Source organism: Arthrobacter sp. 05N428_2 (genome assembly GCF_056397065.1).
In genome coordinates this window covers 18217-38517 of record NZ_JBFTMR010000015.1, presented here as the reverse complement: position 1 = coordinate 38517, position 20301 = coordinate 18217, and the positions used below count along the sequence as shown (strand labels likewise).

General features: G+C 67.4%; 20 protein-coding genes and 1 tRNA gene. 14 read left to right on the top strand and 7 right to left on the bottom strand.

Translation table 11 applies throughout. From position 1 onward, the window contains the following. The first annotated feature begins 100 nt into the window (after positions 1-100). From AC1DGI_RS15165 to AC1DGI_RS15140, 6 genes are all read left to right on the top strand, one after another. Entirely contained in the window at positions 101-1822 is a 1722-nt protein-coding gene (locus tag AC1DGI_RS15165) for an MFS transporter (protein WP_476899427.1), read from the top strand. A 49-nt stretch (positions 1823-1871) separates the two neighbouring features. After that, positions 1872-3044 (top strand): cytochrome P450, encoded by a 1173-nt coding sequence (locus AC1DGI_RS15160; RefSeq protein ID WP_476899426.1) that lies wholly within the window; start codon positions 1872-1874, stop codon positions 3042-3044. Beyond that, complete coding sequence (locus AC1DGI_RS15155; protein ID WP_441403561.1) at positions 3041-3232, top strand: ferredoxin; 192 nt, start codon at positions 3041-3043, stop codon at positions 3230-3232. The genes AC1DGI_RS15160 and AC1DGI_RS15155 overlap by 4 nt, the downstream gene beginning before the upstream one ends. A gap of 119 nt (positions 3233-3351) precedes the next feature. Further along, entirely contained in the window at positions 3352-3966 is a 615-nt protein-coding gene (locus tag AC1DGI_RS15150; RefSeq protein ID WP_441403560.1) for a TetR/AcrR family transcriptional regulator, read from the top strand. Between the two features lie 777 nt (positions 3967-4743). Beyond that, a complete protein-coding gene (locus tag AC1DGI_RS15145) occupies positions 4744-5439 on the top strand; it encodes an NINE protein (RefSeq protein WP_476899425.1) in 696 nt (231 codons plus the stop codon). Between the two features lie 358 nt (positions 5440-5797). Beyond that, complete coding sequence (locus tag AC1DGI_RS15140) at positions 5798-7042, top strand: coiled-coil domain-containing protein (protein ID WP_476899424.1); 1245 nt, start codon at positions 5798-5800, stop codon at positions 7040-7042. A gap of 280 nt (positions 7043-7322) precedes the next feature. Here the strand turns inward: AC1DGI_RS15140 and AC1DGI_RS15135 are convergent. The 4 genes from AC1DGI_RS15135 to tmk form a co-directional block, all read right to left on the bottom strand. After that, positions 7323-7395, bottom strand: a tRNA-Thr gene (locus tag AC1DGI_RS15135). Positions 7396-7497: 102 nt separating this feature from the next. Then, entirely contained in the window at positions 7498-9081 is a 1584-nt protein-coding gene (locus AC1DGI_RS15130; protein WP_441401186.1) for an alpha/beta hydrolase, read from the bottom strand. A gap of 61 nt (positions 9082-9142) precedes the next feature. Then, the gene (locus tag AC1DGI_RS15125) at positions 9143-10285 is read right to left on the bottom strand and encodes a DNA polymerase III subunit delta' (protein WP_476899423.1); all 1143 of its coding nucleotides are present in this window, start codon (positions 10283-10285) and stop codon (positions 9143-9145) included. Beyond that, complete coding sequence (gene tmk, locus AC1DGI_RS15120) at positions 10282-10950, bottom strand: dTMP kinase (protein ID WP_441401183.1); 669 nt, start codon at positions 10948-10950, stop codon at positions 10282-10284. Before tmk ends, AC1DGI_RS15125 begins: the two co-directional genes overlap by 4 nt. Positions 10951-11039: 89 nt before the next feature. On the opposite strand from tmk, the gene AC1DGI_RS15115 reads away from it, so the two are divergent. Together AC1DGI_RS15115 and AC1DGI_RS15110 are read left to right on the top strand one after the other, a co-directional pair. Further along, positions 11040-12224 carry a trans-sulfuration enzyme family protein gene (locus tag AC1DGI_RS15115; RefSeq protein WP_476899422.1) on the top strand — a complete coding sequence of 395 codons (1185 nt, stop codon included), beginning with the start codon at positions 11040-11042 and terminating at the stop codon, positions 12222-12224. Positions 12225-12233: 9 nt separating this feature from the next. Next, on the top strand, positions 12234-12578 hold the full coding sequence (locus tag AC1DGI_RS15110) for a DUF2516 family protein (protein WP_441401179.1): 345 nt from the start codon (positions 12234-12236) through the stop codon (positions 12576-12578). 5 nt (positions 12579-12583) lie between these two features. Here AC1DGI_RS15110 and AC1DGI_RS15105 read toward each other — a convergent pair whose 3' ends face one another. Further along, on the bottom strand, positions 12584-13441 hold the full coding sequence (locus AC1DGI_RS15105) for a class I SAM-dependent methyltransferase (RefSeq protein ID WP_476899421.1): 858 nt from the start codon (positions 13439-13441) through the stop codon (positions 12584-12586). 139 nt (positions 13442-13580) lie between these two features. Here AC1DGI_RS15105 and AC1DGI_RS15100 point away from each other — a divergent pair, with 139 nt between their 5' ends. Further along, on the top strand, positions 13581-14327 hold the full coding sequence (locus tag AC1DGI_RS15100) for a phosphoglyceromutase (protein ID WP_441403550.1): 747 nt from the start codon (positions 13581-13583) through the stop codon (positions 14325-14327). 93 nt (positions 14328-14420) lie between these two features. On the opposite strand, the gene phoU is transcribed toward AC1DGI_RS15100, so the two are convergent. Further along, the gene (gene phoU / locus AC1DGI_RS15095) at positions 14421-15083 is read right to left on the bottom strand and encodes a phosphate signaling complex protein PhoU (RefSeq protein WP_476899420.1); all 663 of its coding nucleotides are present in this window, start codon (positions 15081-15083) and stop codon (positions 14421-14423) included. A gap of 207 nt (positions 15084-15290) precedes the next feature. Between phoU and AC1DGI_RS15090 the strand changes: the two genes are divergently transcribed. Next, positions 15291-16505 (top strand): sensor histidine kinase, encoded by a 1215-nt coding sequence (locus AC1DGI_RS15090; protein WP_476899437.1) that lies wholly within the window; start codon positions 15291-15293, stop codon positions 16503-16505. After that, entirely contained in the window at positions 16502-17182 is a 681-nt protein-coding gene (locus AC1DGI_RS15085) for a response regulator (RefSeq protein ID WP_441403261.1), read from the top strand. The genes AC1DGI_RS15090 and AC1DGI_RS15085 overlap by 4 nt, the downstream gene beginning before the upstream one ends. A gap of 160 nt (positions 17183-17342) precedes the next feature. Here the strand turns inward: AC1DGI_RS15085 and AC1DGI_RS15080 are convergent, their stop codons facing one another. Further along, complete coding sequence (locus AC1DGI_RS15080; RefSeq protein WP_476899419.1) at positions 17343-17927, bottom strand: hypothetical protein; 585 nt, start codon at positions 17925-17927, stop codon at positions 17343-17345. Between the two features lie 382 nt (positions 17928-18309). Here AC1DGI_RS15080 and AC1DGI_RS15075 point away from each other — a divergent pair, with 382 nt between their 5' ends. From AC1DGI_RS15075 to ispF, 3 genes are all read left to right on the top strand, one after another. Next, the gene (locus tag AC1DGI_RS15075) at positions 18310-18792 is read left to right on the top strand and encodes a CarD family transcriptional regulator (RefSeq protein WP_026266570.1); all 483 of its coding nucleotides are present in this window, start codon (positions 18310-18312) and stop codon (positions 18790-18792) included. Positions 18793-18950: 158 nt separating this feature from the next. Next, positions 18951-19769 carry a 2-C-methyl-D-erythritol 4-phosphate cytidylyltransferase gene (gene ispD / locus AC1DGI_RS15070; RefSeq protein ID WP_441399468.1) on the top strand — a complete coding sequence of 273 codons (819 nt, stop codon included), beginning with the start codon at positions 18951-18953 and terminating at the stop codon, positions 19767-19769. A 26-nt stretch (positions 19770-19795) separates the two neighbouring features. Further along, positions 19796-20281: a 2-C-methyl-D-erythritol 2,4-cyclodiphosphate synthase gene (ispF, locus tag AC1DGI_RS15065; RefSeq protein WP_441399484.1), complete on the top strand. Its 486-nt coding sequence runs from the start codon at positions 19796-19798 to the stop codon at positions 20279-20281. The last annotated feature ends 20 nt before the right edge of the window (positions 20282-20301 follow it).

Genomic DNA, 20301 nt, shown 5'->3' with positions numbered 1-20301 from the left:
GGGCCCTGCCAATCTTGTGGTCCGCACGGCATTAGAAGACAAATGGGTCGGTCCATCGCGCAGTACCCGAGAATCGACCGGAAACAAAGGAGTTTCATCGATGAGTCAGACCATCACGGTGTCGAACAAGGGCTCGGTACGAGCGACGTTCGTGGCCGCCTACAGCGCGGTGACACTCGCGCAGATCACCAACGCCCTCCCGGGCGCGCTCACCGGCACGTTCGCCGCGGAATTCCACACCTCGGGCGCGGGCCTGACCTGGATTGCGGGCATGTTCCTGATGGGCATCGTGGTGTTCGAGCTCAGCTGGGGCCTCCTGGGTGACCTGTTGGGACGCAAGAAGCTGCTGTACGCCGGAGCGGGGTTGAGCGTCGTGGGCTCCGTCCTGGTTGCGCTGGCGCCGACAACCGAGATGATGATCTTCGCCCAGGCGGTCGGCGGCATCGCGGCAGGCATCCTCTTCCCCATCTCGCTGTCCATGATTGCTGCGATCACCCCGGACCACCGGCAGCGCGCCCGGGTCATTGCTACCTGGGCCGGATTCCTCTCGCTCGGCGCGGTCATCTCGCCTGTCCTCGCCGGGCTCACCGCGCAGTTATTCACGGTGCCGGGCGCCGGGCCCGGTGCGCCGAACGTGTTCAGCGGCTGGCGGGTGGCCTACCTTGTGGCGGCGGCGATCGCCGTCGTCGTCCTGATCGTGGCGCTCCGGGCGAAGGACTCCGCTGCGTCCCAGGGACGCAAGCTCGACCTGCCGGGCCAGTTCGCCCTCGCCCTCGGGCTGATCGCGGTGCTTTTCGCGACCGTCCAGGCTGTCGATGCGGGCTTCGGCTCGTGGGAGGTCCTTGCCGGCTATGTCGTCGGCGGCATCCTCCTGGTCACCTTCGTCGTCATCGAAATGCGCACCAAACAGCCGCTCATCCACCTGTCCCTGTTCAAGAACAGCGCCTACTCGATCACCGGAATCGTCGCGGTCACCGGCATGTTCGCCTTCCTCGCCATCTGCTTCAGCACCAGCGTCTCCGTCGGCGGTCTGGCACTGGCCGAGACCTGGAAGGTCGGCGTGCTGTTCGTCTTCATCCAGGGCCCCGCGTTCGCCTTCATCCCGGTGGTGGGCTGGCTCATCCACCACGTCGCGCCGCGCTGGGTGCTGACCTCGGGCTTCGCCCTCATGGCAATCTCCGGCTTTTGGCTCTCGACGTTTTCCCTGGGCACGCCGGAGTCCTTCGGCGGTACCCCGTGGACGGCATTCGTTCCGCCGCTGCTGCTGCTGGGCATCGGATTCGCGCTCACCGTCGGCTCGGTCACTGCGGTGGCGATCAATACCGTCCCGGCCCAGCACATCGGCATGGCCTCCGCGACGACAAACCTTCTGCGGGACCTTGGCTTCGCGCTCGGCCCGGTCGTAGGCTCGGCCATCGCGTTCGGCGTCGGCGCCTCGCTCTTCGCGGGCCCGCTCGGCGGGATCCTCGGCGGTGCGGGACTGCCCGCCAACGCCGTCGCCGGTCTCTCCCAGGTGCCGCCGCTGGGATTCCTCTCCGGCTGGGAGGGTGTGATCGCGCAGTTCAGCGGCCAGGCAGCGGCCGGCGGAGCTCCCGCCCAGGCCGTCAACGGCATGGTCCAGGCTCTCACCGCCGCGCAGCAGCAGATCCAGGGCGCGGCGGGCGCTTCCCTCGGCCAGGGTTTCCAAACGGTGTACCTCGTCGCCGGCATCGCGGCGACGATCTCCGCCATCCTTACCCTCTTCATCTCAGCCCGCTCCTCGGCGCCCACCGCGGACGCCGTCGCGGAAACCACCGAGGCTAACGCCGAAGCCGCCGTCTGACCGACGGCCTGCACTTTAACGACCACCACCGATCCGCAAGGAGAGCACCATGGCTGCACCCACCGAATCAGCTATCGATATCTGGGACGACAACGTCCTCGTCGACCCCTACCCCACCTACGCTGCACTCCGCGAGCAGGGCGCAGTAGTGCACCTGCCCAAGAACGACGTATACGTCCTGACGCGCTACGACGTCATCCGCGACGCCCTCGGTGATCCGGCGACGTTCTCGTCCACCAGCATCGGCTTCAACCCCATGGTGAACGAGGCGCTGCAGGGCACCTCGCTTGCTTCCGACCCGCCGGTGCACACCCAGCTGCGCGCGACGCTGTCCCAGAACCTCACCCCCCGAGCCCTCCGCGGCCTGAAGGTCGTCATCGACGAAAAGGCTGACAAGCTCGTTGCCGAGCTCGCAGACAGCGGCAGCTTTGAGGCCATCGATTCCCTGGCGCGCGCCTTCCCGATCGAAATCGTTGCCGACCTCATCGGGTTCCAAGGGCATGTGAAGGACAACATGCTGCGCTGGGGGCAGGCCGCGATGCAGGTGCTTGGCCCGCTGAACCGGCGCACCCAGGAGAACTTCCCGATTGCCGGCGAGCTCTACGGCTGGTGCTCGTCGGTCACCGCCGAGGACCTCACCCCCGGCTCCATCGGTCGCGGAATCTTCGACGCCGAGACCCGTGGCGAGATTCCCGAGGGAACGGCCGGGCACATCATCCACCAGTACCTCGGCGCCGGCGTGGACACGACCATCGCCGCCATCGGGAACATCGTTGCGCTGTTTGGCCGCCACCCCGAGCAGTTCAAGCTGGTCCGGGAAAAACCGGAACTCGTTCCCGCGGCCTTCGCTGAGGTGCTGCGCTACTGGGCTCCGGTCCACATTTGGGGCCGCAAGGCAACCCGCGACGTGGAAATCGAGGGGGTCGTCATTCCGGCCGGGGCGCAGGTGGGCATCCTCTTTGGCGCCGGCAACCGCGACCCGCGCCACTACGAAAATCCGGACAGCTTTGACGTGCTCCGCAACCCGGTGGATCACCTCTCCTTCGGCTACGGTCCGCATGGCTGCGCCGGCCAGGGCCTCGCGAAGCTTGAAGCGCATGCGATCATCGAGGCCCTGGCACGGAGGGTGGAATCCCTGACCCTTGGGGACGAGGTGCGGGAGCCGAGCAATATCACCCGGAGCATCGAACGGCTTGAGGTCGTAAAGGTATCGGCCGCGTGAGGATCGAACTGGACCGCCCGCGCTGCGAGGGACACGGACTCTGCGAGGAAGCCGCGCCCCGGCTCATGCACCTTGACGACGACGGCGAACTTGTGATCGATGTCTCGGAGGTCGACGGCGCCGACCGGGACGCCGCGGAAGCAGCGGTCAGGGTCTGCCCGGTCGCCGCCCTGCGGCTGGCCGCGTAAGGACGACCCGCCGGCGTGTCAGCTGGCCGGGGCCGGCCCGAAGGGTTCCGGGACCGGTGCCGGCCAGCGCACCATTCGTCCTTTGAACAGATTCCGCACCCCACCGTTAGGATTGACCCATGTCGTCACTGCGAGAAGCCCAGAAGCAGCTGACCCGCGACATGATCGTCGAACGGGCGCTCGCGCTGTTCACCGAAAAGGGGTACGCCGCGACGACGATCGACGAGATCGCCGCGGCCGCCGGCACCACCAGGGTCACCTTCTACGCGTACTACCCGTCACGCAGTGACCTGATGAGGGACTTCATGGCTCGCGTCAACGCAGTGCTGGAGCGCGCGGACGGCCCCGACCGAACCTCGACCGCCGCCGAACTCGTCGACGTCGTGCGGGACGGCAAGCTGCCGGGCATCCTCGCCTGGCTCGAGTCGCGTGCCGCGCTTTGGCCGGTCTTCCGGCCCTACCTCGACGCCCTTGATGAAGCCGCCGCCGTCGATCGCGAGGTGCGGACCTTGGTCGAGGGCTGGCACGAGGAGGTCATCTCCGATATCGTCCGCGGCCTGCAGCAGGCCGGCCGTTTCGCCGAGGAGACACACCACATCCGCGGAACCCTCGCCTTCACCCAGCTCGACTACGTCGCGACGCTGTGGACACGCCGCAAGTTCGAGCCCAACCGCGACCATGCGCTCGAGGTGCTCGCCGACAGCTGGTACCACCTGCTCTGCGACGAAGGCTAACCAGGTTCGGAACTCCCGAGCCTCTCTCGACCCGGCCGGAACAAGATGTTTTCCTCGGACACGAATGTCAGCGGGCCGGACAGGAAATCCGTCCGCCGGCCCGCTGACATCCAGTCGACCTCAGCCAGCTAGAGGCAGCGTGCGTGCCTCACCAGCGGTGGTCAAACCGGTGGTCGAACCGGTGGTCGCGGTTGTCGCAGCGGTCCCACCAGTTCCAGTGGCTGCTGTCCCACCTGTCGCCGCGGTCACACCTTCTGTTGTCGTTATTGTGGTCCGACCAGTTTTGGTTGGATGACATGCTGGCAGAAGCCGGAGCCGCCGCGCTGGCGGGGAGGGCACTGACGCCCAAACCCAAGGCAGCTGTCACAGCGGCTGTTCCGATCACGCGGGTAATCGTATGCATGGGAATGTTTCCTTTACTGAGGGTTTACGGCCTCACTCGATCCGCACCAAGATAACCTGCCGGCCTGGTGGGTCCACGGGAAATCCGGGCGTGTCTCAGGGGAAGGTGCGTAGAGGGGATGCGATGTGGAGATGTTCCGCCGGGATCTGTCGCCGGCGGTCGGAAGGGCCTCGGTCTACGAGGCCATTGTGCTTAGGCCTTCAAGGGCCGTGTTGTCCTGCCGTGGGTGTCGTCCGAAAACAGGGCCACTTCCATTAAACGTCCGCGCCGGGCACGCGTGTCAATGCCCAATAGCGTGTCAATGGCCAATAGTTTGTTGGTGCCAACGGGTGCTTAGCGTGTGGTTGCGCCATAAACAGATTTGTTCCGTCAGAATGATGACGGCACATGGATTCTTGGGGGAGGCGTCGTTGACGGTGCTGCCGCCCGGCGTCGTGGGCTGCATCATCACCTCACCGAAAGGCACCACCGTGACCCAGCCCCATCCTGACCCCAAGGCCGTTCCTCCGGAAGGCTTCCAGCCGCCGGCGGCTCCTTCGTTCCCAGGCCAGCAGTACCCGGCCGGACCCCAGGGGCAACAGCCCTACCAGGCTCAGCCGCAGGGCTACGCGGGCCCCGCGCAGCCGTACGCCGGGCAGTCCCAGTACCAGGGCTACTCGGCGGCGCCGCAGCAGCCGGGCTACTCGGCCGCACCGCAGCAACACGGCTACTCGGCGGCGCCGCAGCAGCCTTACGCAGGGCAGCCCCAGTCCCAGGGATACCCGCAGGCGCCCCAGCAGCACGTCCAGTACCCGGCCCAGCCGCCGATGCCGAACCCGGCCTACGGCTACCCGCAGCCGAAGTCCAAGCTCGTCGCCGGGCTCCTTGGCATCTTCCTGGGCGGCCTGGGCATCCACCGCTTCTACCTGGGCTTCACTAAGATCGCGGTTATCCAGCTCGTCCTGACCATCGTGCTGGGCGCCTTTACCTTCGGCCTCGTTGCCCTGTGGGGTGTCGTGGAGGGCATCATGATCATCGCCGGCGCTGCGCACTTCCGCGTCGACGCCCAAGGTGTGCCGCTCCGCGACTGAGCACCGCCGTATCGATAACAAACCCGTGGGACATGCTGACTGAAATCATCCATGGCAGGGCACCAAGGGAGCCGACATCCGCGGCGACCACGAAGCCTGCCACGGGCACGACCTGATCTTCTGGAACGTGCCGGACACCAAGTAGTGCCACCTAGGGGCGGTCGGACCAGCCGGCCGCCCCTAGCCCATCCGCCGTTGTGCCATGCACCCTGTGTATGGGCCACCGAGGGGAAGACCCCAGCCGGTTTCGTCCGCCATGCGGAGGGGGCGAAGACGGCCGACGTCCGCTATAGGATTCGGCCCTCGCCGGAGGCCGCTGCCGGGTTCCCCCAGCACCATCGAGTAGGCTCTGCTGGATATGTTCAGGTTCACGGTTACGTTGAAAGTTCCTCTCGGCAAAGTCTGCGCCGCGCTGACGACGGTCGCGCTGCTGGCCGTAACTGCTGTGCCGACGGCGAGTGCGGATGACACTCCACCGTCCGGCTACCCGTCGTGGGCCGACGTCCAGGCCGCCAAAGACAATGCCGACGCAAAGACCGCCGAGATCCAGAAGATAAACGGCCTTCTCGACGGACTGGAGCAGCAGGCCTCCTCACTCGGCGCCGCCGCGGTCACAGCGGGCCTGGCCTACGCCCTGGCCCACAACAACCTTGATGCCTCAACAGCGAAACTGGCCGCGCTGAAAGAAAAGACCGACACGGCCCATGCCACGGTGGTGAAACTCAGGCGGCAAACAGGGAACCTCGCAGCCCAGGACTACATGACCGGGGGTGCCAACCTGGGACCCTTCGCAGTGATGGACACGCTGCAGAGCAGGGACGGGCTGCAGAAGCTGGACGTGATGCAGATCGTCGCCCAGCGGACCACCGACATCTACAACAGTTCGCGTGCCGCGGAGGCAGTCGCCTCGTCCCTGGATGAGCAGCAGGCGGTGGAGCAGGCCGAAAACCAGCGGCTTACCGGCGAAGCGCAGACGAAACTAGGCGCCGCACAGGACGCCCAACGAGCGACCCAGCAGAAGGTGGAGGAGGAAAAGAAATACAGCGGCACCCTCACCGCACAGCTGGCGGCCCTGAAGGACACCAGCGCAACCGTCGAACAGAATTACCGCGCCGGCGTAGAAGCGCAGGCAGCCTACGAGGCGCAACAGGAGGCCCGCCAGCGCGCAGCGGCTGCTGCCGCGGCGGCCTCTGCAGCGGCCGCGGCGGCAGCGGCGGCTGCGGCAGCTTCTTCGCCTGTGTCCCCGCGTCCCCCGGCCGACGTGGTGATGCCCGACGTCCCCGGCGGCGCCGCCAACGATCCGGGCGGCGCGCAGGCGTACGCCTCCGGCCGCCTAAGTTCACACGGCTGGGGCGGCGACCAGATGGCCTGTCTGCTCAAGCTGTGGAACCAGGAGTCGAGCTGGATGACCAACGCCACGAACCCCTCCAGCGGCGCTTACGGTGTTGCGCAAGCGCTCCCGCCGGAGAAGTATTCGTCCACCGGATCCGACTGGCTGACCAACTACCGCACCCAGATTGACTGGGGGCTCGGCTATATCGCGGGCCGATACGGCTCACCCTGCGGTGCCTGGGACCACGAGACATCCAACAACTGGTACTGACCTTGCCCCGGCCGCTCTAACCGCAGTGGCGGCCTGAGCTATGCCTGACCGGCCGCGGCGGAGTTGACTCCGGTCCGGCGCTCTGCGGCGTGCGTCGCCGGTGTGTCAGTCATCTCGACGGCGTTCCAGACTCCGGAGAGCTGCGCCAGACGCACCTAGGTCAGGGCCTCGAAGGTCGCGGAGTCGGAAAGTGTGCCCCGGCCTCATGCGGCGATCTCAGCCGAGCCAGCAAAAAACCCCGTATCGTCGCTGAAGCAACGGAAATACGGGGTTCTTCCCGAGCTTCCTGCCAGAATCGAACTGGCGACCTTCTCATTACGAGTGAGACGCTCTACCAACTGAGCTAAGGAAGCAACCGCCTGAAACTCCGGCGAACCGGGCGGATCATGCAAGAGATAACTGTAATGGAGTCCCCGCACCCGGGTCAAAATGAGCCGCGCGGGACCCTGCAGGGCTCAGCAGACGGTGTTGTCAGCCGGCGTCTTGCCGTCCACGAGGTACCCGTCCACAGCATTCCCAATACAGCTGTTGGAGCGTCCGTAGGCGGTGTGGCCCTCGCCCTTCCAGGTCAGCAGCGACGCCGTGCCCAGCTGCTTGCGCAGGGCGCTGGCCCACTCAACCGGCGTGGCGGGGTCCCCGGTGGTGCCCACCACCACGATGTCCGCCGAGCCCTTGTATTCCGCCGGCGCCGGGGTGCGGACGTTCTTGTAGGGCCAGTCCCGGCAGCTCGTGCCGCCGTAGGCGAAGTAATAGCCCAGGGTGGGGGAGTCCTGCCGGAGCTGCTTCTCCTCGGCGCGCATCGCGGCCGGGTCGGCAGACATCGGGTAGTCGAGGCAGTTGATGGCGTTGAAGGCGAACGTGGAGTTCGCCGAGTAGGTCCCGTTCGGTTCCCGGTCCGCGCCGAAGTCGGACAGCCGCAGCATCGGCGACACATCGCCCTTCATCGCACTGGCCAGGGCCTGGGTGAGTACGGGCCAGTTGGTGTCGTTGTAGAACGGCAGGATGAAGCCGCTGACGAACATGGACGCGTTGACCACCCGGCCGTCCTTGGCGGTCTCCGGTGCTGCTTCCACCGCAGCGATGATCGCCTGGATCTGTTTGATGGCGTCGTCCGGGGTGCCGCTGAACGGACAGCCGCTGCCTTGGAGGCATTTGGTCACGTAGGACCGGATCGCCTTCTCGAAGGCCTTCGCCTGGCCGCTGGTCAACTCCTCGTAGCTGAGCGAGGGGTCCAGGGCGCCGTCCAGGACCATCCGTCCCACGTTGTCCGGGAACAGGGAGGCGTAGGTGGAACCAAGGAACGTGCCGTAGGAGTAGCCGAGGTAGTTGAGTTTCGTGTCGTTCAGGACACCGCGGAGGATGTCCAGGTCCTTCGCGGCGCTGACGGTGTCCACGTGGGCCAGTACCGGCCCGGTCTTCTCGGCGCACTTGGCGGCAATCGCCTTGTTGTCCGCGAACGCTTCGGCCAGGCCGGCGTCGGTGTCCAGGTTGTAGATCTTGGCGCGGGACGCGTCGCGTTCCTGGTCGGTCAGACAGGTTACCGGCGCGGAGCGCTTCACCCCGCGCGGGTCGAAGCCGACGACGTCGAAATTCGCGCGCACCTTTTCCGAAATGTTCGTGGAGCCTGCGTCCCTGACAAAGTCGTAGCCGGAGCCGCCGGGTCCGCCCGGGTTTACCAGCAGGCTGCCCTTCTTGTTGCCGCCCTTCGCGGCCAGTTTGAGGGCCGCGAGTTCGATCGTGCCGCCGTCGGGCTTGCTGTAGTCCACCGGGACCTTGACCTTGGCACACTGAAAGTCCCCCTCGCAGCGCGACCAGCTGAGCTGCTGGGAGTAGAAGCTCCGCAACTCGGCGGGCGCCGCGGCGGCGATCGACGGATCGGGCTGGGCGGCAGCGCTTTTCGAGCCGCCGTCGCTGGGGCCGAACATTGTGCAGGAAGACAGCACCAGGGCCAGCACCAGGCCTAGCGCCAAGGCGGCGGCCGACCGCACCTTGCACCCCACGGATCGGCGGCCTGCGGGCCGTGGTGGTGCTGGCGTCATGCGGTTCTCCTTGGGGCGTGAAACTCTGCGAGTCGAGGCGGGTCGAGCGCTTGCTGTCGGGTCAGACCAGGCTGGTAGCCATGGACTCTATCGCCAGCAGCGGGGCGACGTTGGTGGTGGTAATCCGGGTGCGGGCCTTGTTGATGGCGTCCATGCGGGCCAGCGTCACCTCGGCCGTGGATCGTCCGGCAAATTCCTGGAGTTCGCTCCTGAGCTCGATGTTGACCAGTTCAACGGCGTTCCCCATCTGAATGATCAGCACATCCCGGTAAAAGGACAACAGGTCGGTCAGCGTGCGGTCAAGCGAGTCGGTCACGGAGCGTTTGGCGCGCCGCTTCTGGTCGTCCTCGAGCTGTTTGACCTGGCCGCGCATGGCGGCAGGGAGCGGGCCGCTTTCGGGCGCGCCAAGCGTGGCGAGCAGTGCGGCCTTCTCGGCTGCATCCCGCTCGTCATTGGAACTGTTGGCTTCCTCGGTGGCTATCTTGACCAGCTTGTCCGCCATCATCACGGCCGCGGTGACGCCGCGCAGCTGCAGCGGGAACCGCACGGTCTCCAGCCGGCGCTCCCGTGCCTCGGGATCCCGGGCCAGCCGCCGGGCGATCCCCACGTGGCTTTGCGCGGCCCGGGCCGCGCGTTCGGCGACGTCCGGGTCGACGCCGTCGCGCTTGACCAGCAGCGCCGCGACGTCGGCGGCCGGCGGCAGCCGCAGCGCCACCGGACGGCAGCGGGAGCGGATGGTGACCAGCACGTCCGCGGGGGACGGGGCGCACAGCATCCAGATGGTGCGCGGGGTGGGTTCCTCGATGGCTTTGAGCAGCACGTTGGTGGTGCGTTCCGCCATGCGGTCCGCGTCCTCGACCACGATGATCCGCCACCGGGCGGAGGACGGCCGGTTGCCCGCGCTCGAGACCAGCTCCCGCGCCTCGTCGATGGTGATGGTGACCTTTTCGGTCCGCACGAAGGTGACGTCGGAATGCGTCTCGCCCACGATGGTCTGGCAGGCCGCGCAGACGCCGCAGCCCCGGTTAGCCACGTCCTCCTGGTCGCAGTTCAGCGCGGCGGCGAAGGCCTTCGCGGCGTTGGACCGGCCCGACCCCGGCGGCCCGGTGAACAGCCACGCATGCGTGAGCCCGTCGCCCTCGGCCGCCTGGCGCAGTTGGGCGACGACGGCGGGCTGGCCCTGAAGATCGTCCCAGACACTCATGCCGAGCTGCCCTGGCGGAGCGCGAGCAGCGCCTCGACCCGCTCCAAAATCTGGTCGGCAAGTTCCTGTACGGGCAGGTGCGCCGCAAGGACCAGGTACTTCCCTGGCCGGGCCGCGGCCAGCGCCAGGAAAGCGGCGCGGATCGTGGCATGGAACTCGTCAGCCTCGGATTCGAGCCGGTCCTCCGCGGCGTCCCCGGCGGTCCGCCGTCGCCGGCCGTCTGCGGGGTCGACGTCGAGCAGGACCGTCAGGTCGGGCTGCAGGCCGGAGGTGGCCCAATCGTTGATCCCCGCCACGGCCTCCGTGCCGAGGTGCCGGCCGGCACCCTGGTAGGCCACCGAGGAGTCGATGTACCGGTCGGTGAGGACCACTTCGCCCCGTTCCAGCGCGGGACGGAGGACCTGGGCGGCGTGGGCGGCGCGGGAGGCCGCGAAGATCAGGGCCTCGGTATGCGCATCGATGTGACCGTGACCGTGATCCAACACCAGGGACCGCAGCTTCTCGCCGATCGGTGTGCCGCCCGGTTCCCTGGTCCGCAAGACCGTCAGCCCGCGTGACTCGAGCGCCCGGGCGAGTTCCGCCGCCTGGGTGGACTTGCCGGCGCCGTCGCCGCCCTCAAAGGCGATGAACAGTCCGGGGAACGGTCCGGGAGTCTGGGTAGTCACCGCTCTAGCCTACCGACAATCACAGACACAATGGGGCCTGTCCGTAACGCTGCACGGGGCCGGCCCGGCTGCCGAAGTACCCTGTCACCATGAGTCTCTCCGAAGAACAGGCAGCCTCGCTCTCCGCCGAAACCGTGGTGGTGGCGGCAGGCCGTCCGCCGCGGGACCGCGACGCCCCGGTCAACCCGCCGATCGTGCTGTCCTCGACCTTTTTCGGCACCGGCCCGCTGGGTCCCGGCGACCGCGGCTACGGCCGCTATTCCAACCCCACCTGGGACCCGTTCGAGCAGGCCCTGGCACAACTCGAGGGGGCCACGCTGCCGGGCCTGCTGTACGCCTCGGGGCTCGCCGCCGTCAGTTCGGCGCTGTCCCTGGTTCCGGTGCAGGGTGTGCTGGTGATGCCGTCGCACAGCTACGCCGGTTCGTTGGTGATGGCGACGGAGCTGGCGCAAAAGGGCGCGCTGGAACTGCGCACCGTGGACATCGCGGACACCGACGCCGTGCTGGCGCAACTCGCCCCCGCGGACGGAAAACCCGCCAGCATGCTGTGGCTGGAGAGCCCCACCAACCCGATGCTCGGCGTCGCGGACATCCGGGCGCTCACCGCGGCGGCACACGCGGCCGGGGCGCTGGTCGTCACCGACAACACCTTCTCCACCCCGCTCGTGCAGCAGCCGCTCAGCCTGGGTTCCGACGTCGTCCTGCACTCGGTTACCAAGTACCTCGCCGGCCACTCCGACGTCGTGCTGGGGGCTTTGGTGACGTCCGACGCCGAGCTGCACGCCAGGCTGCTGCACCACCGCACCATCCACGGGGGCATCGCCGGCCCGTTCGAGGCGTGGCTGGCGCTGCGGGGACTGCGCACCCTGGCCGTGCGGATCGAGCGCTCGCAGGCGTCCGCGGCGCTGCTCGCTGACCGGCTGAGCCGGCACCCGCGGGTCGGCAGCATCCGGTACCCCGGACTCGCCTCGGACCCGGGACATGAACGGGCCAAGGCGCAGATGAAAGGCTTCGGGTCCGTGCTGTGCATCGAGATGGCGCCGGTGGGGGACCTCAGCGGCGCGGACGCCGCCGACCGGATGATCCGGGCCCTGCAGCTTTGGCTGCCCGCTACCTCCCTGGGCGGAGTCGAATCGCTGATCGAGCGGCGCCGCCGACACACAGCGGAGCCGGCCAGCGTGCCGGAGAATCTGGTCAGGCTCAGCGTCGGCATTGAAAATGTGGAGGACCTCTGGGCCGATTTGCAGCGGGCCTTCGCAACACTGGACGGCTAGGCTGGGGGGATGGACGGAAGAATTCTGGTTGTTTATGCCGACTTCGGCGTAAGCGTGGTCATCTTGCTCATTTCCCTTGGCCTGGAGATCTGGGCGTTCTTCGACTGCGTGCGGCACCAGGCCAACGCCTTCGAGGCGGTGTCCAAGCGGACCAAGACCTTCTGGCTCGCCCTGACCGGCGTGGCCCTGGCCGTGGGGGCCATCGCCGTCCTTACCTACCGCGGCGGCAGCCCGGTCAACGCACTGGGGCTCTTTGGCCTCGCGGCCGTGGTGGCGGCATCCGTGTACCTCGCCGACGTGCGCCCCGCGGTCAAGGACGCGGGCCGCGGCGGCAGCCGCAACGCCGGTTGGTGACCTAATTACCGGGGCGCCACGGCGTCCCAGCCGACGGTGAGCTCGCCCAGGCGCCAGCGCGTCGGGCCGTCCTGCACGGGCCAGCCGCCGTCGCGCAGTGACCGGCACATGGCCGTCCACCGCTGCCGGTTCCCGAACGAGGCCAGCGGCGCCGCCTCCAGCCAGGCCTTGTCCAGCGCCTGCAGGTACGAATAAATCTTCTCCCCGGGCACGTTCCGGTGGATGAGCGCTTTCGGCAGCCGTTCGGCAATTTCCGAGGGCAGCTCAAAGCCGCCGAAACGCATGGACAGGCTCAGGCTGAGCGGCCCGCCGGCGTCGAGCGCCACCCACGTGACCCGGCGCCCGATCTCGTCGCAGGTGCCATCGATGAACAACCCGCCGGAGGCCAACCGGTCCTGAACCAGCCGCCAAATCGCCGGGACGTCAGCTTCCTCATACTGCCGCAGCACATTGAAGGCCCGCACCAGCACCGGCCGCCCGTGCAGCGGAAGTTCGAAACCGCCCAACTGGAAGTTCAGCCCCGGCCTCTCCAGCGGCTTGGCCTGCCGGACCCGTTCCGGTTCGATCTCAATTCCGACCACCCGCACGTCGGGCCGGACGACGGTGAGCCGGTCGAAGAGTTCGACGGCGGTGGCCGGGGACGCTCCGTAGCCAAGGTCCACGACCAGGGGATCTTCCGCGTTCCGCAGCCGCCAGGCTTGCGGGCCGGTAAGCCATCGGTCCACCCGCCGCATCCGGTTGGGGTTGGTGGTTCCGCGGGTCACGTTGCCCACCGGCCGGCCGGCCCGGGATGCGCCCGAGGGGCCGCCCTGCGTCCCGCCGGGGGTCCGGGGGGAGGTCACCCGCTTCGCCTTCTGCACCACACGCCAACCCTATCGTCCAACGCGGGGTCGGCTGCGGCCCGTGACCGCTCCCGGAATGCCCTGCGGCCGACCCGCGGTGCAGCGGACCTGCGCTGTAACGCAAGGCACGGTCCGCGGGTGCTCGGTTAGGATAAAAAGCATGACTTACAAGCTGATTCTGCTGCGCCACGGCCACAGCGAATGGAACGCCAAGAACTTGTTCACCGGCTGGGTGGACGTCGACTTGAACGATCAGGGACGTGCCGAGGCGGTGCGCGGCGGCGAGTTGCTGGTGGAGAACGACGTCCTCCCGGACATCGTCTACACGTCGCGGCTGAAGCGGGCCATCAACACCGCGAACCTCACGCTGGAGAAGGCCGACCGGGGCTGGATCGACGTCAAGCGCGACTGGCGGCTCAACGAACGCCACTACGGCGCGCTGCAGGGCAAGGACAAAGCCCAGACCCTGGCCGAATACGGCGAGGAACAGTTCATGACCTGGCGCCGGTCCTACGACACCCCGCCGCCGCCCCTCGCGGACGACTCCGAGTTCTCCCAGGTGGGGGACCCGCGCTACGCGGACCTCGGCGACGCGATGCCGCGCACCGAGTGCCTCAAGGACGTCCTGATCCGGTTGCTGCCGTACTGGGAATCCGACATCAAGGAAGACCTCAAGGCCGGCAAGACCGTGCTGGTCACCGCGCACGGCAACTCGCTGCGGGCGCTGGTCAAGCACCTCGACGGCATCAGTGACGCGGACATTGCCGGGCTGAACATCCCCACCGGCATCCCGCTCGTCTACGAACTGGACGGGGACTTCAAGCCGCTGAACCCGGGCGGCACCTACCTCGATCCCGAGGCCGCCGCCGAGTCCATCAAGGCAGTGGCCAACCAGGGCAAGAAGTAGCGCCTTACGCACTCCGGATACGACGACGGCGGCCGGTCACCCCTGGGGTGGCCGGCCGCCGTCGTACTGTCTGCTGTGGGGACGGCAGAAGCGTCAGCTGTGCTCGATGCTGTTCGGCTGCCACGCGCCGGTGACCAGGTAGGTGACCTTCTGCGTGACGGATACGCCGTGATCGGCGAAGCGCTCGAAGTAGCGGCTTGCCAGGGCGACGTCGACGGTGGTGGCGGCCGATTCCTGCCAGTCGCTGCGGGCGATCGCCTTGAAGACGCTCAGGTGGAGGTCGTTGACAACGGCGTTGGCCTTGAGGATGTCGCGGGCAACCTCAAGGTCGCGGGTCTCCAGCAGCACGGTGAGCTTTTCCGCGATCTCCAGGTCGTGCTTGGCGAAACTCTTGAAGGTCTCCCGCAGCGGTTCCGGAATAACGATGGCCGGGTAGCGGAGCCGGGCCAACTGGGCGAGGTGCCGGGCGAGGTCGCCCATCCGCTCCAGCGACGCACTCATCCGCAGCGAGCCCACGATCATGCGCAGGTCGCTGGCCACCGGGCCCTGCAGCGCGAGGATGTCGATGGCCCGCTCGTCAAGGCTGTTTTGCAGGAAGTCGATCCGGGCGTCGGCCGCGATGACGTCTTCGGCCAAGTCGATGTCGGCGCCCTCGAAGGCGGTGGTGGCCTTCTCGAAGGCCTCGCTGACGAGTTTCGAGATTTCGATGAGCTGCTCACCCACCTGGGCGAGCTCTTCCTGAAAAACCTTGCGCACGGGTGCGTCCTTTCCTCGGAAACGTCGCCGAGCACCGCAGTGGCCGGCCCGTTTCGTTTCACCGTAGCGGCGTTCAACCTGCCACCCTTCCAGTCTCCGGTGAACTGTTACGCCTCTATAGGTGAACGTTAGCTGAACCCGCGCCGCAATCGCACACGTTTAGATTTCCGGCGGGCCGCCAGCGCATAAGCTGGAGCCGTGGACCCAATGCTCATCGGCGTGATCGCGGGACTGATCGGCCTGTCGCTCGGCATCTTTGGCGTGCTCGCCTTCCGGGTGAGCGAGCAGCAGCGCAAAATCAGCGACGTCGAAACCGACGATCCGGCGCTGCCCGACGGCGCCGCCGAGGTGCTCGCCGTCGTCGGCCGCGCCTTCGTCGTCGTGGACGCGGTCGACGGCGTGGTGCGCGCCAGCCCTGCCGCCTACGCCTACGGCCTGGTCCGCGGGCACACCGTGGTGCACCAGCAATTGCTGGAGATGACCGCCAAGGTCCGGCGCGACGGCGTCATCCTGGAGAAGCAGCTCGAGCTGCCGCGCGGTCCGCTCGGCTCGGGAACCATTGTTGTGCAGGTCCGGGCGGCGATGCTCGGCGAGGAATATATCCTGCTGCTCGCGGACGACCGCACCGAAATCACCCGCACGGAAGAGATCCGCAATGACTTCGTGGCCAACGTTTCGCACGAACTGAAAACGCCGGTCGGCGCCATCTCGCTGCTGGCGGAGGCCCTGGAAGCCTCGCCCGACGACGAGGAAGCCGTCCGCCGGTTCGCCAAGCGCATGCACAAGGAATCCAGCCGGCTGGCCGCCCTCGTGCAGGACATCATCGAACTCTCCCGCCTGCAGGGCGCCAACGTGGCCCAGCAGGCCCACCCCGTGGACATCAACACGGTCGTCGCCGAGGCCGTGGACCGGTCCCAGCTCCCGGCCGAAAGCAAGAATATTGAGATCGTGGTGGGCGGCCGGGCCGACGCGATGGTCTACGGCGACCAGGACCTACTCGTCACGGCGCTACGCAACCTGATCGACAACGCCATCCGGTATTCGTCGGAAAACACCCAGGTGGGCGTCGGTGTGCGGGCCCGGGACGGCCTGGTCGCGGTCTCCGTGACTGACCAGGGCGAGGGCCTCAGCCCCGAGGACCAGGAACGCGTCTTTGAGCGCTTTTACCGTGTGGATACCGCGCGCTCCCGCCACACCGGCGGCACCGGACTGGGCCTGAGCATCGTCAAGCACGTGATGGCCAACCACGGCGGCGAGGTGACCCTCTGGTCCCAGCCCGGGCAGGGCTCCACCTTCACCATCCGCCTGCCCGAGATGGAAGGCCAGGACGAACCAGCGGCGGACCCCCGACGGTCCCCACAGAACGCACGACCAGAACGACGTGACGCCGCGGGCGTCCATGAGCAAGGAGCTAGCGCTTGAGCCGGATTCTTATTGTCGAGGACGAGGAATCGTTCAGTGACCCCCTCTCGTACCTGCTGGGCAAGGAAGGATTCGAGGTGGAAGTCGTGGACAACGGCCTCGACGCCATCACCGAATTCGACCGCAACGGCGCAGACCTGGTCCTGCTGGACCTGCAGTTGCCCGGACAGTCCGGGACCGAGGTGTGCCGCCAGCTGCGGCAGCGGTCCTCCGTCCCGGTGATCATGCTGACCGCCAAGGATGCCGAGATCGACAAGGTGGTGGGCCTCGAACTGGGCGCCGACGACTACGTCACGAAGCCTTACTCCTCGCGGGAGCTGGTGGCCCGGGTTCGGGCCGTCCTGCGCCGCCACGGCGAACCCGAGGAACTGGTTGCCAGCACCGTCCAGGCCGGTCCGGTCCGGATGGACATCGAGCGGCACGTGGTCAGCGTCAAGGGCGAGCAGGTGTCGCTGCCGCTGAAGGAATTCGAGCTGCTCGAGATGCTGCTGCGCAACTCCGGCCGGGTGCTCACGCGGGGCCAGCTGATCGACCGGGTCTGGGGCTCCGATTACGTGGGCGACACCAAGACCCTGGATGTGCACGTCAAGCGGCTCCGCAGCAAGGTCGAGCCGGACCCCTCGGCACCGCGGTACCTGATCACCGTCCGCGGGCTGGGGTACAAGTTCGAGCCCTAGCCTGACGGCGCCGAAGCGCCGGCGGGGGCGGCGCGTGGCGGCGCGTCGGTGGCACCACGAGGCGCAATAGCTAAGGGACGCGAAAGGAGGGGCACCCGCGGGTGCCCCTCCTTTTGCTTACGTCCGCTTGCTTACGGCCGCGCCGGGGCCGGCGGCAGAGCTAGCGGCTGCTGCTCGGCGAGGGGGTCGCCGACGCCGACGGCGATGACGACGGCGTCGCGGTACCGGAGGCGGTCCCGGTGCTCGTGGGCTCGGCGGTGGGCAGGTACTGCTTGTAGTCGGTGATCGTGCCGTCCAGGACCGGCATCTTGAACTTGGCGTTCAGGTTGGTGGCGTCCTCGCGGATCGTCACCTCCACCACTGATCCGGGCTTGCCGCCGGTGGTGCTGAGGACTGCGGGCGCCGTGCTGTCGTTCAGCAGGACATATGAGTTCTTCTTGACCGGAACCTGGGCCGAGGAACCGCTGGCCCCGTTGATCGTGAGCAGCGCATCCTTGGACGAGGTGTTGTACACGGCGCCGATCACGCGGCCGGGCTTGTTCTCGCCGTCCGACACGACCATCATGTTGCGGAGCTGGAGCGGGCCCAGGTCCGTGCGCGTTCCGTCCGACGCAGAGTACTGCACGGAGGTCTGCTGGGGGTTGATGTAGCCGCAAGCCGTCACCGACAGCAGGCCAATGCCAAGAGCGGCCGTTGCCATTGCCAGCTTGCCGCGCCGGCCCCGGGTCATCGCAGTGAAACGCACGTCACGCACTCCTTGAGAGTCTTGAAACATTATTCAGGCCATAGCCTATCGGCAATAACAGTCAAACGCGGATTCCGCCGGGGACATAACGCCGCGCACAGGCAACGCGCAGCATTGCCGCGGCCGCCCGGCGTCGACCGCTCCGGTGCGTTGCGGGGCCCGCCGCGGGGTCTGTTGCGCGGCCTGCCGTCGGAGTGCCTTCCCTCGAGTCAGTAGCCCCTTGGCAGAGGGTGCCCAATGCACTATTATCCGCATCCGTCAAGGGTTTTGGAGGGTCGATTCGGCTCATTTTCCGCGGATTTGCGCGGTTTTGGGCCGAGAACCATGGCAGTCATATGCCTTAATCGTGATAAACTGGTCTGCGGGAAAGGGGAATGTCCACATGGTTTTTGAGGTCGGCGAGACAGTAGTTTACCCTCACCACGGTGCAGCAAAAATTGAAGAAATCAAGATGCGCACTGTCAAGGGCGAAGAGAAAATGTATCTCAAGCTCAAGGTGGCTCAGGGTGATCTAACCATTGAAGTTCCAGCAGAGAACGTTGACCTTGTTGGGGTCCGGGACGTAGTGGGCAAGGAAGGTTTGGAGCACGTGTTCGATGTGCTGCGCGCCGAGTTCACTGAGGAGCCCACCAACTGGTCGCGTCGTTACAAGGCAAACCTGGAGAAGCTTGCTTCCGGTGATGTCATCAAGGTGGCAGAGGTCGTCCGCGACCTGTGGCGCCGTGATCATGACCGGGGTCTCTCCGCAGGAGAGAAGCGCATGCTGGCCAAAGCCCGCCAGATTCTGATTTCAGAACTGGCACTGGCGGAAAAGACTGATGAAGAGAAGGCCGCAAGCGTTCTCGACGAGGTCCTGGCTTCCTAGCTAAGAATCGAACCCCGGCGGCGTCACGGCTGCCGGGCTTCTTTTTGCCCAAAATCAGCCCAACTGACTCGCACTTGTTGTCGTTCTGAGGGCTCAAAAGGACAACTACTGCGAGCTACTTGGGCTGCGGCCGGGCGCCGCGACGTAGTCTTGTCCGCATGAACACTGCATCGACAGCACACGTCACCGCGGTCATCCTCGTCGCGGCCGGATCCGGCCAGCGCCTGGGCTACGGCATGCCGAAGGCGAAGGTGCCGCTCGGCGGGGACAGCATCCTCACGCACGCCCTGCGCGGCGTGGCCGCAGCGGGCATTGCCCGGCAGATTTGCGTGGCTATCCCGCCGGGCGACATCGACCTCCGGGCCCAGTGCGAGGCGTTCGCGGCGGAACTGCAGGCCGAGCACGCCGCGACTGCCGCGCCGGGGGACGACGGGCTGCTCCCCGCCGTGACCATCGTCGACGGCGGGGCCAGCCGCGCCGACTCCGTGCGCGCAGCACTTTCGGCCCTCGCCCCGGGCACCCAATTCGTCCTGGTCCACGACGCCGCCCGGGCGCTCGCCCCGGAATCCGTCTTCCACCGGGTCGCCGCAGCCCTCACGGCCGGTGCCGTCGCCGTGATCCCCGTGATCCCGGTAGTTGACACCATCAAGACGGTGGATCCCACCTTCGGCGACGACGCCGACATCGCCCCGGAGATCGTCACCGGCACGGCGCCGCGCGAAATGCTGCGCGCCGTCCAAACCCCCCAGGGCTTCGACCTCGCGACCCTGCGGGGCGCCCATGAGGCGGCGGCAGGATTCGACGGCGCACAGGCAGCCGCCGTCACGGACGACGCGATGCTGGTGGAACTGCTGGGCTTCCCGGTCCACGCCGTGCGCGGCGCCAGCCAGTCCCTGAAGATCACCACGCCGCTTGACCTCATCCTGGCCGAGGGACTCCTCGAAGGACCGCTCGGGGCGCGCTGGGTGGAGGGCTAAACATGGACGCATCCCGGCCGGACCGTATGCCCATCCCCAGAACCGGAATCGGCATCGATGTCCACGCCTACGCACCCGAGGACGCGCCGCAGCCGCTGTGGCTCGGCGGCCTGCACTGGGCCGGCGAGCGTGGACTCGCCGGCCATTCCGACGGCGACCCGGTGGCTCACGCCGCCGCCGACGCGTTGTTCTCCGCATGCGGGCTCGGGGATCTCGGCACGCACTTCGGCACCGACCGCCCCGAATATGCCGGGGCCTCGGGCGTTACCCTGCTGGCCGAAGCGGCCAGGATCGTCCGCGCCGGGGGCTTCGAGATCGGTAACATCGCCGTCCAGTTCGTCGCAAACCGGCCCAAGTTCGGTCCGCGCCGCGAAGAGTCCCAGCGGGTCCTCAGCGACGCGGCCGGCGCGCCCGTGAGTGTCTCTGCCACCACCAGCGACGGTCTCGGGTTCACCGGCCGCGGCGAAGGCATCGCGGCAACGGCCACCGCCCTGGTCTACCCGGCAAGCTGAGCCAAGCAAGCTGAGCCAAC

Coding starts and splice junctions, on each gene's coding strand:
- AC1DGI_RS15165 (WP_476899427.1), top strand. CDS start 101: ATGAGTCAGACCATCACGGTGTCGAACAAGGGCTCGGTACGAGCGACG.
- AC1DGI_RS15160 (WP_476899426.1), top strand. CDS start 1,872: ATGGCTGCACCCACCGAATCAGCTATCGATATCTGGGACGACAACGTC.
- AC1DGI_RS15150 (WP_441403560.1), top strand. CDS start 3,352: ATGTCGTCACTGCGAGAAGCCCAGAAGCAGCTGACCCGCGACATGATC.
- AC1DGI_RS15145 (WP_476899425.1), top strand. CDS start 4,744: ATGATGACGGCACATGGATTCTTGGGGGAGGCGTCGTTGACGGTGCTG.
- AC1DGI_RS15140 (WP_476899424.1), top strand. CDS start 5,798: ATGTTCAGGTTCACGGTTACGTTGAAAGTTCCTCTCGGCAAAGTCTGC.
- AC1DGI_RS15130 (WP_441401186.1), bottom strand. CDS start 9,081: ATGACGCCAGCACCACCACGGCCCGCAGGCCGCCGATCCGTGGGGTGC.
- AC1DGI_RS15125 (WP_476899423.1), bottom strand. CDS start 10,285: ATGAGTGTCTGGGACGATCTTCAGGGCCAGCCCGCCGTCGTCGCCCAA.
- AC1DGI_RS15115 (WP_476899422.1), top strand. CDS start 11,040: ATGAGTCTCTCCGAAGAACAGGCAGCCTCGCTCTCCGCCGAAACCGTG.
- AC1DGI_RS15110 (WP_441401179.1), top strand. CDS start 12,234: ATGGACGGAAGAATTCTGGTTGTTTATGCCGACTTCGGCGTAAGCGTG.
- AC1DGI_RS15100 (WP_441403550.1), top strand. CDS start 13,581: ATGACTTACAAGCTGATTCTGCTGCGCCACGGCCACAGCGAATGGAAC.
- AC1DGI_RS15090 (WP_476899437.1), top strand. CDS start 15,291: ATGCTCATCGGCGTGATCGCGGGACTGATCGGCCTGTCGCTCGGCATC.
- AC1DGI_RS15075 (WP_026266570.1), top strand. CDS start 18,310: ATGGTTTTTGAGGTCGGCGAGACAGTAGTTTACCCTCACCACGGTGCA.
- ispD (WP_441399468.1), top strand. CDS start 18,951: ATGAACACTGCATCGACAGCACACGTCACCGCGGTCATCCTCGTCGCG.
- ispF (WP_441399484.1), top strand. CDS start 19,796: ATGCCCATCCCCAGAACCGGAATCGGCATCGATGTCCACGCCTACGCA.